9 protein-coding genes are annotated in these 13,106 nt (G+C 62.0%); 2 read left to right on the forward strand and 7 right to left on the reverse strand.

Annotation, left to right across the window (positions count from 1 at the left end; all coding sequences use genetic code 11):
- Positions 1-127 precede the first annotated feature (127 nt).
- Entirely contained in the window at positions 128-583 is a 456-nt protein-coding gene (locus tag ACF8R4_RS11190; protein ID WP_060497545.1) for a transposase, read from the forward strand.
- Between the two features lie 356 nt (positions 584-939).
- Here the strand turns inward: ACF8R4_RS11190 and rpsA are convergent, their stop codons facing one another.
- The 7 genes from rpsA to mtnA form a co-directional block, all read right to left on the reverse strand.
- A complete protein-coding gene (rpsA, locus tag ACF8R4_RS11195; protein WP_003252673.1) occupies positions 940-2,616 on the reverse strand; it encodes a 30S ribosomal protein S1 in 1,677 nt (558 codons plus the stop codon).
- 124 nt (positions 2,617-2,740) lie between these two features.
- Positions 2,741-3,427 carry a (d)CMP kinase gene (gene cmk / locus ACF8R4_RS11200; RefSeq protein WP_060497551.1) on the reverse strand — a complete coding sequence of 229 codons (687 nt, stop codon included), beginning with the start codon at positions 3,425-3,427 and terminating at the stop codon, positions 2,741-2,743.
- Positions 3,424-5,631, reverse strand: coding sequence for a bifunctional prephenate dehydrogenase/3-phosphoshikimate 1-carboxyvinyltransferase (locus tag ACF8R4_RS11205; protein WP_392492422.1), 2,208 nt, complete (start codon positions 5,629-5,631; stop codon positions 3,424-3,426). The genes cmk and ACF8R4_RS11205 overlap by 4 nt, the downstream gene beginning before the upstream one ends.
- A gap of 193 nt (positions 5,632-5,824) precedes the next feature.
- Positions 5,825-6,919 carry a prephenate dehydratase gene (gene pheA / locus ACF8R4_RS11210; RefSeq protein WP_016715021.1) on the reverse strand — a complete coding sequence of 365 codons (1,095 nt, stop codon included), beginning with the start codon at positions 6,917-6,919 and terminating at the stop codon, positions 5,825-5,827.
- Positions 6,919-8,004 (reverse strand): 3-phosphoserine/phosphohydroxythreonine transaminase, encoded by a 1,086-nt coding sequence (serC, locus tag ACF8R4_RS11215; RefSeq protein ID WP_028698676.1) that lies wholly within the window; start codon positions 8,002-8,004, stop codon positions 6,919-6,921. The genes pheA and serC overlap by 1 nt, the downstream gene beginning before the upstream one ends.
- Positions 8,005-8,208: 204 nt before the next feature.
- On the reverse strand, positions 8,209-10,974 hold the full coding sequence (gene gyrA / locus ACF8R4_RS11220; protein ID WP_392492396.1) for a DNA gyrase subunit A: 2,766 nt from the start codon (positions 10,972-10,974) through the stop codon (positions 8,209-8,211).
- 246 nt (positions 10,975-11,220) lie between these two features.
- Positions 11,221-12,297 carry an S-methyl-5-thioribose-1-phosphate isomerase gene (gene mtnA, locus ACF8R4_RS11225; protein WP_104834148.1) on the reverse strand — a complete coding sequence of 359 codons (1,077 nt, stop codon included), beginning with the start codon at positions 12,295-12,297 and terminating at the stop codon, positions 11,221-11,223.
- A 110-nt stretch (positions 12,298-12,407) separates the two neighbouring features.
- Here mtnA and ubiG point away from each other — a divergent pair, with 110 nt between their 5' ends.
- A complete protein-coding gene (ubiG, locus tag ACF8R4_RS11230) occupies positions 12,408-13,106 on the forward strand; it encodes a bifunctional 2-polyprenyl-6-hydroxyphenol methylase/3-demethylubiquinol 3-O-methyltransferase UbiG (protein WP_016715017.1) in 699 nt (232 codons plus the stop codon).

Below are 13,106 nucleotides of genomic sequence, written 5' to 3' on the forward strand. Positions count from 1 at the left end.
GGCGCTTGATCTGCGCAGCACCGCAAATCCCACGCCATCCATTCACATGCTGAAACTCTGATTAACGCCAGCCCCCAGCCACCGCGACTACGCTGCCCCGGCACACACATACTCAAGGATGAACACGATGACCAAACCCCACGGCTGCAGGCTTCGCCATGCCCGATGCTCGGTGCCAGGCAGGCTGTACATGCTGACGACTGTCACACACCTGCGTCAGCCGCTGTTCCACAACCTTCACCATGCCCGCTTAGCTATTCACAATCTACGCCATGCAGATCAGCAGCAACACTGTCGCTCGCTAGCTTGGGTATTGATGCCAGACCACTTGCACTGGTTGATAGAATTGAAAGACGCGACGCTTAGCAAACTGATGCAACGCTTCAAGTGCCAATCCAGCAATGCATTGCGCAAAGCCGGCGTAAAGATGTCACCGATATGGCAAGCAGGTTATTACGACCGCGCTTTGCGCCGAGACGAAGATATTCTCAAGGCGGCAAGGTATATCGTGGCCAACCCGGTCAGGGCGGGATTGGTTACCAAGGTCGGTGATTACCCGCATTGGGATGCGGTTTGGCTTTGAGGGTATGCCGCAGAGAGTGGCTGCGCCTGGGAGATTGAGCACCGCCCGCGCGGCGCATCGCGAGCTGCGCTCGCTCCTACGCTTGTTTCGGGCCAGTAAGGCCTGTGGCAGGCGTGCGCGACCGCCTTGTTTATAAAACGCAATATCGCGCCATACGCCAAGGCGTCCGCGCGTAAATCCCCCAGAAATAATTGGCCCGAAACAAACGTAGGAGCGAGCGCAGCTCGCGATGCGCCGCGCGGGCGGCGCTCGATCTGCACAACACCGCAAAACCATTGGCGAACACCACAAAACAAAACCAAATCCAAAAAAAAGGGCGACCCGAGGGTCGCCCTTTTTTACCGATCAAACAGAACTCAGTTCTGCTTGGCCATTGCTTCGCGCAGCAGCGCAGCCATGGTGGTGTCGGCAGCCGCTTCCGGAGCGTTTTTCAGGCTCTGGATGGCTTCGCGCTCTTCAGCGTCGTCTTTCGATTTGATCGACAGGCTGATAACGCGGGACTTGCGGTCAACGCTGATGATCTTGGCTTCGATCTCTTCGCCTTCCTTCAGAACGTTACGCGCGTCTTCAACGCGGTCACGGCTGATTTCGGAAGCTTTCAGAGTGGCTTCGATGTCGTCGGCCAGGGTGACGATGGCGCCTTTGGCGTCAACTTCTTTCACGATGCCCTTGACGATGGCGCCCTTGTCATTCACAGCAACGAAGTTGGAGAACGGATCGTCTTCCAGCTGCTTGATGCCCAGGGAGATGCGCTCGCGCTCTGGGTCGACCGACAGGATGACGGTTTCCAGCTCGTCGCCCTTCTTGAAACGACGTACGGCTTCTTCGCCGGTTTCGTTCCAGGAGATGTCGGACAGGTGAACCAGGCCGTCGATGCCGCCGTCCAGACCGATGAAGATACCGAAGTCGGTGATCGACTTGATGGTACCGGTGATCTTGTCACCCTTGTTGAACTGGCCGGAGAAGTCTTCCCATGGGTTGGACTTGCACTGCTTGATGCCCAGGGAGATACGACGACGCTCTTCGTCGATGTCCAGAACCATGACTTCCACTTCGTCGCCAACCTGAACGACTTTCGACGGGTGGATGTTCTTGTTGGTCCAGTCCATTTCGGAAACGTGTACCAGGCCTTCAACGCCTTCTTCCAGCTCAGCGAAGCAGCCGTAGTCGGTCAGGTTGGTAACGCGAGCTTGTACACGAGTACCTTCTGGGTAACGGGCAGTGATAGCTACCCACGGATCTTCGCCCATTTGCTTCAGACCCAGCGAAACGCGGTTGCGCTCGCGGTCGAACTTCAGAACGCGTACGTCGACCTCGTCGCCAACGTTAACGATTTCCGATGGGTGCTTGATGCGCTTCCAGGCCATGTCGGTGATGTGCAGCAGGCCGTCGATACCGCCCAGGTCCACGAATGCGCCGTAGTCGGTGAGGTTCTTGACGATACCTTTGACTTGCTGGCCTTCCTGCAGGGTTTCCAGCAGGGCTTCGCGCTCGGCGGAGTTCTCGGCCTCCAGCACGCTGCGACGGGAAACGACAACGTTGTTGCGCTTCTGGTCCAGCTTGATGACCTTGAATTCCAGCTCTTTGCCTTCCAGGTGGGTGGTGTCGCGCACTGGGCGGACATCAACCAGGGAGCCCGGCAGGAACGCACGGATGCCGTTAACGTCGACAGTGAAGCCGCCCTTAACCTTACCGTTGATAACGCCCTTGACCACTTCTTCGGCGGCGAAAGCTGCTTCCAGAACAATCCAGCACTCGGCGCGCTTGGCTTTTTCACGGGACAGTTTGGTTTCGCCAAAGCCGTCTTCGACCGCGTCCAGCGCAACGTGCACTTCGTCACCGACCTTGATGGTCAGCTCGCCAGCTTCGTTGTAGAACTGCTCGAGCGGGATGACGCCCTCGGACTTCAGGCCAGCGTGTACGGTAACCCAGTCGCCGTCGATGTCGACAACGATACCGGTGATGATCGCACCCGGCTGAAGATTGAGGGTTTTCAGGCTTTCTTCAAAGAGTTCTGCAAAGCTTTCGCTCATTTTAATTCCTGTAAATTCGGGCGAAACAAACGCCCCTCGCCACATTCCAGACAATGTGGGTCTGTTTTAAGTAAAGGAAAGCCGGCAGGACGTTGACTGGTGCCCCTGCCTGCTCTCCTGGCTATCAGAGGAGGTCGCGCTGGGCGATCTCGCTCCTGATACGTTGCAACACCTGCTCGATGGACAACTCGGTAGAGTCCAACTGAATGGCATCGACCGCTGGTTTCAGCGGGGCCACTGCACGTTGGGTGTCGCGCTCATCACGCGCACGAATCTCATCCAGCAGACTCGACAGACTAACATCTTCACCCTTGCCCTTCAACTGCAGGTAGCGACGACGTGCACGCTCCTCCGCGCTGGCGGTAAGGAAGACCTTCAACGGCGCGTCGGGGAACACCACGGTACCCATGTCGCGACCGTCGGCGATCAGCCCCGGCGCCTCGCGGAACTCACGCTGACGCACCAGCAATGCATCACGCACCGCCGGCAGCGAAGCCACCATCGACGCACCCGCACCTACCGTTTCGGTACGGATGACGTTGCTGACGTCCTCACCCTCAAGGATGATCTGCTGCAGCTTACCGGGCTCGGCAGCGATGAACTGCACATCCAGATGGGCGGCAAGCTTGGTCAGCAACTCTTCGTTGGTGAGATCGACGCCGTGATTGCTGGCATTGAACGCCAGCAAGCGGTACAACGCGCCCGAGTCCAGCAGCTTCCAGCCCAGATCGCGGGCCAGCAGGCCGGCGACCGTGCCCTTGCCCGAGCCGCTAGGCCCGTCGATGGTGATGACCGGTGCCAGCGAATTCACGACTTGCCCTCTTCCGCCACGCGGATACCCACTTCGGCACACAGCGCCAGGAAGTTGGGGAACGAGGTGGCGACGTTGGCGCAGTCATGGATGCGGATGGGCGCGCTGGCGCGCAGCGAGGCCACGCTGAAAGCCATGGCAATGCGGTGATCACCGTGACCATGCACTTCGCCCCCACCCAACTGGCCACCGTCGATGATGATGCCGTCCGGAGTCGGTTCACACTGGATGCCCAAGGTGATCAGGCCGTCAGCCATCACCTGGATACGGTCGGATTCCTTCACCCGCAGCTCTTCGGCGCCACGCAGCACGGTACGTCCTTCGGCGCAGGCGGCGGCCACGAACAGCACCGGGAACTCGTCGATGGCCAGCGGTACCAGTTCTTCCGGGATATCAATACCCTTGAGTTTGGCGCCACGCACACGCAGATCAGCCACCGGCTCGCCGCCAACTTCACGCTGGTTTTCCAGGGTAATGTCGCCGCCCATCAGGCGCAGGATGTCGATCACGCCGGTACGGGTCGGGTTGATGCCCACGTGCTCCAGCACCAGCTCGGAGCCTTCAGCGATCGAAGCTGCCACCAGGAAGAACGCTGCCGAGGAAATGTCGGCCGGCACTTCGATGCGGGTAGCGGTGAGTTTGCCACCGGACTGCAGCGAGGCAACCGGGCCGTTCGACTCGACCGCATAGCCAAAGCCGCGCAGCATCCGCTCGGTGTGGTCACGGGTTGGCGCAGGTTCGGTGACGGTGGTCTTGCCTTCGGCGTACAGGCCGGCCAGCAACAGGCACGATTTGACCTGGGCGCTGGCCATCGGCAGCGTGTAGGTCAATGCCTTGAGCTTGCTGCCGCCGCGAATGGTCAGCGGTGGGCGGCCTTCCGGACCTGTCTCGACCACCGCACCCATTTCGCGCAGCGGGTTGGCCACACGGTTCATCGGGCGCTTGGACAGCGAAGCGTCGCCTGTCATGGTGACGTCGAACGGCTGACCGGCCAGCAGGCCCGACAGCAGGCGCATCGAAGTGCCGGAGTTGCCTACATACAGTGGCCCGGGTGGTGGCTTGAGGCCGTGCAGGCCAACGCCGTGAATGGTCACGCGACCGTGGTTGGGGCCCTCGATGACCACACCCATGTCACGGAATGCCTGCAGGGTCGCCAGCGCGTCTTCACCTTCGAGGAAGCCTTCGACTTCGGTGGTGCCTTCGGCCAGCGAGCCGAGCATGATCGAGCGATGGGAAATCGACTTGTCGCCCGGTACGCGAATACGCCCGTTCAGGCGGCCACCCGGTTGGGCCAGGAAAATCAGATCGTTGGCGTTCATAGCGTCCACATAGGCCCGGCGGGCCAGGATTTTACTGAAATGCTCGCGGGCAACCCGTGCGCGGGTGAATACACCCAGCAGCTGGTGCCCGTCCCCTTCAGCGATCGCGTCGCGCAAGGCGTCGAGATCGCTGCGATATGTATCTAGCGTGCGCAGGACAGCGTCGCGGTTGGCGAGAAAGATGTCGTGCCACATGGTCGGGTCGCTGCCAGCGATTCTTGTGAAATCGCGGAAACCTCCCGCAGCGTACCGGAAGATCTCGAGGTTTTCATTGCGTTTGGCCAACGAGTCGACCAGGCCAAAGGCCAGCAGGTGCGGCAAGTGACTGGTGGCTGCCAGCACTTCATCATGGCGCTCGACCGACATGTGCTCCACATCGGCATCCAGCGCACGCCACAGGCGATCCACCAGGGCCAGTGCGGCCGGGTCGGTTTCAGCCAACGGCGTGAGGATGACCTTGTGGCGGCGGAACAGGGCAGCGTTGGAGGCCTCTACCCCGCTCTGCTCGGAACCGGCGATGGGGTGGCCGGGGACGAAGCGCGGCAGACGCTCACCGAAAACGGCACGCGCTTCACGGACGACGTTGCCCTTGGCGCTACCGACATCGGTGATGATCGCGTCACCCAGGTCGAGCTGGGCCAGGCGGGCCAGGACTTTCTCCATGGCCAGGATCGGTACGGCCAGCATGATGACATCGGCACCGACACAGGCGACTGCAAGGTCCTCTTCGCAGCGGTCGACAACACCCAAGGCAACGGCTTGCTTGCGTGAGGGGGCGTCCAGGTCGACACCGACCACTTCGCGGCACAGGCCGCTTTCACGCAGGCCCTTGGCGAAAGAGCCGCCGATCAGGCCGAGACCGATCACGACCAGGCGGTTGATGATGGGTGCGGGTTTGGTTTTTGCTGCATTTACCACTGGTGCGAACCCTGTTCAAAAATCTAGACAGCCTTTAAGACCGTAGGGGGCTGCTTTGCAGCCCAATCGCAACCTTTGGTCGCTCCTACCAGCCTACGCGCCCCCTGTAGGAGCGACCGAAGGTCGCGATGGGGCGCAAAGCGCCCCCAACAACCTCAAATCAAAGCACCGCCTTCGGATAAGACCCCAGCACCTTCAGCGCCACAGCCTCCTGGCTGATCTGCTCCAGCACCGCCTTGATCAGCGGGTCGCGGTGGTGGCCAACGAAGTCGATGAAGAACACGTAGGTCCACTTGCCGCTGCGCGACGGGCGGGTCTCGATGCGGGTCAGGTCGATGCCGTTCTGGTGGAACGGCACCAGCAGCTCGTGCAAGGCACCGGGCTTGTTGCTCATCGAAACGATGATCGAAGTCTTGTCGTCGCCGGTCGGCGGCACTTCCTGATTACCGATCATCAGGAAGCGCGTGGAGTTGTCCGGGCGGTCTTCGATCTTCTCGGCCAGGCGAGTCAGACCATACAGGTTGGCCGCCATATCACCGGCGATCGCCGCCGAATTCCACTCACCCTTGACGCGTTTGGCGGCCTCGGCATTGCTCGAAACAGCGACGCGCTCCACGTTCGGGTAGTGCGCGTCCAGCCACTTGCGGCACTGGGCCAACGACTGAGCATGGGAGTAGATACGGGTGATGCTGTCGGTCTTGGTATTTTCGCCCACCAGCAGGTGGTGGTGAATACGCAGCTCGACCTCGCCGCAAATCACCATGTCGTGCTCGAGGAAGCTGTCCAGGGTATGGCTGACAGCGCCTTCGGTGGAGTTTTCCACCGGCACCACGCCAAAGTTGACAGCACCGGCCGCCACTTCACGGAACACTTCGTCGATGGCCGCCATCGGGCGGCTGATCACCGCGTGGCCAAAGTGCTTCATGGCCGCCGCCTGGGTGAAAGTACCCTCAGGGCCGAGGTAAGCGATTTTCAGCGGTTCTTCCAGGGCCAGGCACGACGACATGATTTCGCGGAACAGCCGCGCCATCTCTTCGTTGCCCAGCGGGCCTTTGTTGCGCTCCATCACGCGTTTGAGCACCGCCGCCTCACGCTCTGGGCGGTAGAACACCGGCTTCTCGCCTTCTTTCAGCGAGGCAGTCTTGACCCGGGCCACTTCTTCGGCGCAACGGGCGCGGTCGCTGATCAGCTCGAGGATTTTCTCGTCGAGGCTGTCGATGCGTACGCGCAGCGCCTTGAGCTCCTGTTCGGACATCAGCCGTGCTCCTTCTCGAATTCAGCCATGTAGCCCACCAGTGCTTCCACTGCTTCCAGGCCCAGGGCGTTGTAGATGGAAGCGCGCATGCCGCCCACCGAACGGTGGCCCTTGAGGTTGAGCAGGCCACGGGCATCGGCACCGGCGAGGAAGGCCTTGTCCAGACGCTCGTCAGCCAGGCGGAACGGCACGTTCATCCACGAACGGGCGTTGTGGCTGATCGGGTTGGTGTAGAAGTCGCTGTTGTCGATGAAGCCGTACAGACGCTCTTTCTTGGCGCGGTTGCGCTGTTCCATGGCGTCAACGCCACCCTGCTCTTTCAGCCACTCGAAGACCAGGCCCGAGAGGTACCAGGAGTAGGTGGCCGGGGTGTTGTACATCGAACCGTTGTCGGCCGAGACCTTGTAGTCGAGCATGGTCGGGCAGCTGCTGCGGGCGTGGCCCAGCAGGTCTTCGCGCACGATGACCACTACCAGGCCGCTTGGGCCGATGTTTTTCTGCGCACCGGCGTAGATCAGGCCGTACTGCGACACGTCGATGGGGCGCGAGAGGATGTCGGAGGACATGTCGACCACCAGCGGCACATCACCGGTTTCTGGCACCCAGTCAAACTGCAGGCCACCGATGGTCTCGTTGGATGCATAGTGCACGTAGGCGGCGTTTTTGGTCAGGCTCCACTCGTTCTGGCCCGGGATCGCCAGGTAGTCGTAAGGCTTGGCGCTGGCGGCGACGTTTACATTGCCGAAGCGACGCGCTTCTTCGATGGCTTTTTTCGACCAGATGCCGGTTTCGATGTAGTCGGCAGTGCCGTTTTCCGGCAACAGGTTCAGCGGGATTTCAGCGAACTGCTGGCTGGCACCGCCCTGCAGGAACAGCACCTTGTAGTTGGAGGGGACGGACAGCAGGTCACGCAGGTCCTGCTCGGCCTTTTCGGCGATGGCCACGTAGTCGTCGCTGCGATGGCTCATTTCCATCACCGACAAGCCCTTGCCGTTCCAGTCCAGCATTTCGGCCTGGGCGCGCTGCAGGACAGCGTCAGGAAGCGCGGCAGGGCCTGCGCAGAAGTTAAAGGCTCGTTTGCTCACATCCACTCTCGCTCTAATAGATCTAAACAGCTAGTTCTGCGGGAACCCTATGGGAGCGGGCTTGCCCGCGAACACCGGCGAGGCCGGTGCCATACACCGCGGCGCCTCGTTCGCGGCCAAGCCCGCTCCCACAGGGCCAGGCAATGCCCGGCCTATTCAGTCAAACGGGGCGACCTTGGTCGCCCCGTTCGGGTTTACGCTTGCTTACTCCTGCGGGGCCTCTTCGGCGCCAGCAGCTTCTTCGTTGTCTGGCGCCTCGACCTCGACGCCCTCTTCGTCCGTCTCGATCACATCGTCGAGTTCGTCCTCGGAAGGCTCCTGGATACGCTCCAGGCCCACCAGCGTCTCGTCGGCAGCCAGCTTGATCAAGGTCACGCCCTGGGTGTTACGACCCAGGCTGGACACTTCACCCACCCGTGTACGCACCAGCGTACCCTGGTCGGAGATCAGCATGATCTCTTCGCCTTCCTGCACCTGGATGGCGCCGATCAGCAGACCGTTGCGCCCTTTGGTACCCATGGCGATCACACCTTGGCCACCGCGGCCGCGACGCGGGAACTTGGACAGCGGGGTGCGTTTGCCGAAGCCACGCTCGGAGGCAGTCAGGATCTGTGCACCCGATTCCGGGATCAGCATGGAAATGATCCGCTGCCCCTTGCCCAGCTTCATGCCACGTACGCCACGGGCGTTACGGCCCATTTCGCGCACCACGCTTTCAGCGAAGCGGATCACCTTGCCGGCATCGGAGAACATCATGACTTCCTTGGCGCCGTCAGTAATGGCTGCAGCGATCAGGGTGTCACCTTCTTTCAGCTTGAGGGCAATCAGGCCGTTGGAGCGCGGACGGGCGAACTGCACCAGCGGCGTCTTCTTCACGGTACCCGAAGCGGTGGCCATGAAGATGTAGGCGCCAGTCGGCTCGGCCACCCACTCAGGGGTGTCGCCGTCTTCTTCGTCGACTTCCTCGGCCTCGACCACTTCGCCTTCGAGCACGGCGTCTTCCGCCTCGTCCAGCTCTTCTTCGGCGCCAGCACTCTGCTGCAGGGCCTCGAGGTCGATCTGCAGCATGGCGGTGATGCGCTCACCCTCCTCCAGCGGCAGCAGGTTGACCAGCGGGCGACCACGGGCAGCGCGGGACGCTTCAGGGATGTCGTAGGTTTTCAGCCAGTACACCTTGCCCTTGCTGGAGAACAGCAACAAGGTAGCGTGGCTGTTGGCGACCAGCAGGTGCTCGATGTAGTCCTCGTCCTTCACCCCGGTGGCCGACTTGCCTTTGCCGCCACGGCGCTGGGCCTGGTAGGCGGACAGCGGCTGGGTCTTGGCGTAGCCACCGTGGGAGATGGTGACCACACGCTCTTCTTCCGGGATCATGTCGCCGTAGTTGAGGTCGTGGCGCGCATCGAGAATTTCGGTACGTCGGGCATCACCGTACTCGGCACGGATGGCTTCCAGCTCTTCGCGGATCACTTCCATCAGGCGCTCGGCGCTGCTGAGGATGCGGATCAGCTCGCCGATCTGCTCGAGGATTTCCTGGTACTCGGCCAGCAGCTTCTCGTGCTCCAGGCCGGTCAGGCGGTGCAGGCGCAGGTCGAGAATGGCCTGGGCCTGCTCCGGCGACAGGAAGTACTTGCCGTCATGCAGGCCGTATTGCTCTGGCAGGTCTTCAGGGCGGCAGGAATCGGCGCCGGCGCGCTCGACCATGACCTGCACGGCACTGGATTCCCACGGCGTCGAAACCAGGGCTTCCTTGGCTTCGGACGGCGTCGGCGAGGCCTTGATCAGGGCGATGACCGGGTCGATGTTGGACAGCGCAACCGCCTGGCCTTCAAGGATGTGGCCGCGTTCGCGGGCCTTGCGCAGCTCGAACACGGTGCGGCGGGTCACCACTTCACGGCGGTGACGGACGAACGCTTCGAGCAGGTCCTTGAGGTTGAGCAGGCGCGGACGGCCGTCGACCAAGGCCACCACGTTGATACCGAACACACTCTGCAGCTGGGTTTGCTGATAGAGGTTGTTCAGCACCACCTCCGGCACCTCGCCGCGACGCAGCTCGATGACGATGCGCATGCCGTCCTTGTCGGACTCGTCGCGCAGTTCAGTGATGCCTTCGATCTTCTTCTCTTTTACCAGCTCGGCGATCTTTTCGATCAGGCGCGCCTTGTTCAGCTGGTACGGCAACTCGGTCACGACGATCTGCTGGCGGCCGCCGACCTTGTCGATGTCTTCGATTTCGGAACGGGCACGCATGTAGATGCGGCCACGGCCGGTACGATAGGCCTCGATAATGCCCTGGCGACCATTGATGATGCCGGCAGTCGGAAAGTCCGGGCCCGGGATGTGCTGCATCAGCTCATCGATGGTGACTTCCGGGTTGTCGATCAGCGCCAGGCAGCCGTCGATGACTTCACCGAGGTTGTGCGGCGGGATGTTGGTCGCCATGCCCACGGCGATACCGCTGGAACCGTTGACCAGCAGGTTGGGAATACGGGTCGGCATGACCGCCGGGATCTGCTCGGTGCCGTCGTAGTTGGGCACCCAGTCGACGGTTTCCTTGTGCAGGTCGGCCAGCAGCTCGTGGGCCAGCTTGGTCATGCGCACTTCGGTGTATCGCATGGCTGCGGCGTTGTCGCCGTCCACCGAACCGAAGTTGCCCTGGCCGTCGACCAGCAGGTAGCGCAGCGAGAACGGCTGGGCCATACGCACGATGGTGTCGTAGACCGCAGTGTCGCCGTGCGGGTGGTACTTACCGATCACGTCACCGACCACACGGGCGGATTTCTTGTACGGCTTGTTCCAGTCGTTGCCCAGTTCGCTCATCGCATAGAGAACGCGACGATGCACGGGCTTCAAGCCGTCACGCGCATCGGGCAGCGCTCGCCCGACAATCACGCTCATCGCGTAGTCGAGGTAAGACTGTCTCAGTTCGTCTTCGATATTGACCGGGAGGATTTCTTTGGCCAGTTCGCCCATGAGAAGCCTGATTCCTTTTTCTGGTGAAACTTCGCAGCTCCATCAAGGGCCGAACGAAGCTCGCCGCCGCAGCGCATAAGGGTGCGACGACTTACGACAAATCAATGAGTTGTGCCATGGATCTGCGCAATGAAGGCCGCCGTGATGGGCGGTCTTGGAAACTGCCGGATGTTATCACAAAGGCGGGGGCGGTGGGGAGATGTGGCACGGGTGTGCTTGCCGTGAATCTTGTGCCGCCCTACGCCCTCAGTGCAACCGCTTGCGGCACATCAACTGCGCCAGTTTGGCGGTATCCGGGCGTTCGACAATGCCTCGCTCGGTTACGATCACGTCGATCAGGTCGGCCGGGGTCACGTCGAACACCGGGTTGAACACCTCCACATCCGGCGCCACCCGGGTACCGGCAATGTCCAGCAGTTCGTCGGCCGCGCGCTCTTCCAGCGGAATATCCTCGCCAGTGGCCAGGTTCAGGTCGATGCTGGTACTCGGCGCCACCACCATGAAGCGCACACCGTGGTGCATGGCGCTGACCGCCAGCTGGTAGGTGCCAATCTTGCCGGCCACGTCGCCATTGGCAGCGATGCAGTCCGCACCCACCACCACCCAGGTGATGCCTTTGGTCTTCATCAGGTGGGCGAGCGCCGAGTCGGCGCACAGGGTGACCGGGATGCCTTCGTTGGCCAGCTCCCAGGCGGTCAGGCGTGAGCCTTGCAGCCAGGGGCGGGTTTCGCCGGCATACACCCGCTCGACCATGCCTTCGAGGTAGCCGGCGCGGATCACCCCCAACGCGGTACCAAAGCCGCCGCTGGCCAGCGCACCCGCATTGCCGTAGGTGAGCAGGGTCTGGGCATTGCCCTGGTGACGACGGATCAGTTCGATGCCTTGCTGAGCCATGGTCAGGTTGGCTTCACGGTCGCTTTCATGGATGGCCACGGCTTCGGCCTCCAGCGCTGCCAGCACGTCTTCATCCGGGCGCAGGCGCTGCAGGCGCTCGCGCATGCGGTTCAGCGCCCAGAACAGGTTGGCTGCGGTGGGACGCGCCTCGGCGAGGCAGAGGAAGTCCTCTTCAAGGTCCATTTCCCAATCGCCACCTTCGGCCAGCCGCTCTTCAAGGGCCAGCACCAGGCCGTAAGCGGCGGCAATGCCGATGGCCGAAGCGCCGCGTACTGCCATGTCACGGATCGCCGCCGCCACCTGCGCGACATTGTCGCAGGCCAGCCAGCGTTCATCCGAGGGCAGCAGGCGCTGGTCGAGCAGGTGCAGGACGCCGCCCTGCCAGCGGATCCCGGTCACCTTCTCCGCCGCCAAAAGTCGCTCGCGCATCGCCTCTCCCCGTCGTTCGGATATCAAAAGCCGGCGATTATAGCGACCCTCGGGGCCGAGCGCTCGGGTATACTCCGGCGCAATTTTGCGAAGTTTCAGAGGACTGTTCAATGAGCAACGTCGACCGCGCCGAAATCGCCAAGTTCGAAGCGCTGGCCCACCGCTGGTGGGACCGCGAAAGCGAGTTCAAGCCGCTGCACGAAATCAACCCGCTGCGCGTCAACTGGATCGACGAACGCGCCAGCCTGGCCGGCAAGAAGGTGCTGGACGTCGGCTGCGGCGGCGGCATCCTCAGCGAAGCCATGGCCCTGCGCGGCGCCACGGTGACCGGTATCGACATGGGCGAAGCTCCCTTGGCCGTGGCCCAACTGCACCAGCTGGAGTCCGGCGTGCAGGTGGAATACCGGCAGATCACCGCCGAAGCCCTGGCCGAAGAGATGCCTGAACAGTTCGACGTGGTCACCTGCCTGGAAATGCTCGAGCACGTGCCCGACCCGTCTTCGGTGATTCGCGCCTGCTACCGCATGGTCAAGCCGGGCGGCCAGGTGTTCTTCTCCACCATCAACCGCAACCCCAAGGCCTACCTGCTGGCCATCGTCGGCGCCGAGTACATCCTGAAAATGCTGCCGCGCGGCACCCACGACTTCAAGAAGTTCATCCGCCCATCCGAACTGGGCGCCTGGAGCCGCGCTGCCGGCCTCGAAGTCAAAGACATCATCGGCCTGACCTACAACCCGCTGACCAAGCACTACAAGCTCAACAGCGACGTCGACGTCAACTACATGATCCAGACCCTGCGCGAGGAATGA

The organism is Pseudomonas sp. FYR_2, assembly GCF_043106425.1.
GTDB lineage: Bacteria > Pseudomonadota > Gammaproteobacteria > Pseudomonadales > Pseudomonadaceae > Aquipseudomonas > Aquipseudomonas monteilii.

Bases quoted from the DNA above. Each gene is read 5' to 3' on its own strand.
- pheA (WP_016715021.1), bottom strand. From the start codon at position 6,919: ATGTCCGAACAGGAGCTCAAGGCGCTGCGCGTACGCATCGACAGCCTC.
- ubiG (WP_016715017.1), top strand. From the start codon at position 12,408: ATGAGCAACGTCGACCGCGCCGAAATCGCCAAGTTCGAAGCGCTGGCC.
- gyrA (WP_392492396.1), bottom strand. From the start codon at position 10,974: ATGGGCGAACTGGCCAAAGAAATCCTCCCGGTCAATATCGAAGACGAA.
- rpsA (WP_003252673.1), bottom strand. From the start codon at position 2,616: ATGAGCGAAAGCTTTGCAGAACTCTTTGAAGAAAGCCTGAAAACCCTC.
- mtnA (WP_104834148.1), bottom strand. From the start codon at position 12,297: ATGCGCGAGCGACTTTTGGCGGCGGAGAAGGTGACCGGGATCCGCTGG.
- ACF8R4_RS11190 (WP_060497545.1), top strand. From the start codon at position 128: ATGACCAAACCCCACGGCTGCAGGCTTCGCCATGCCCGATGCTCGGTG.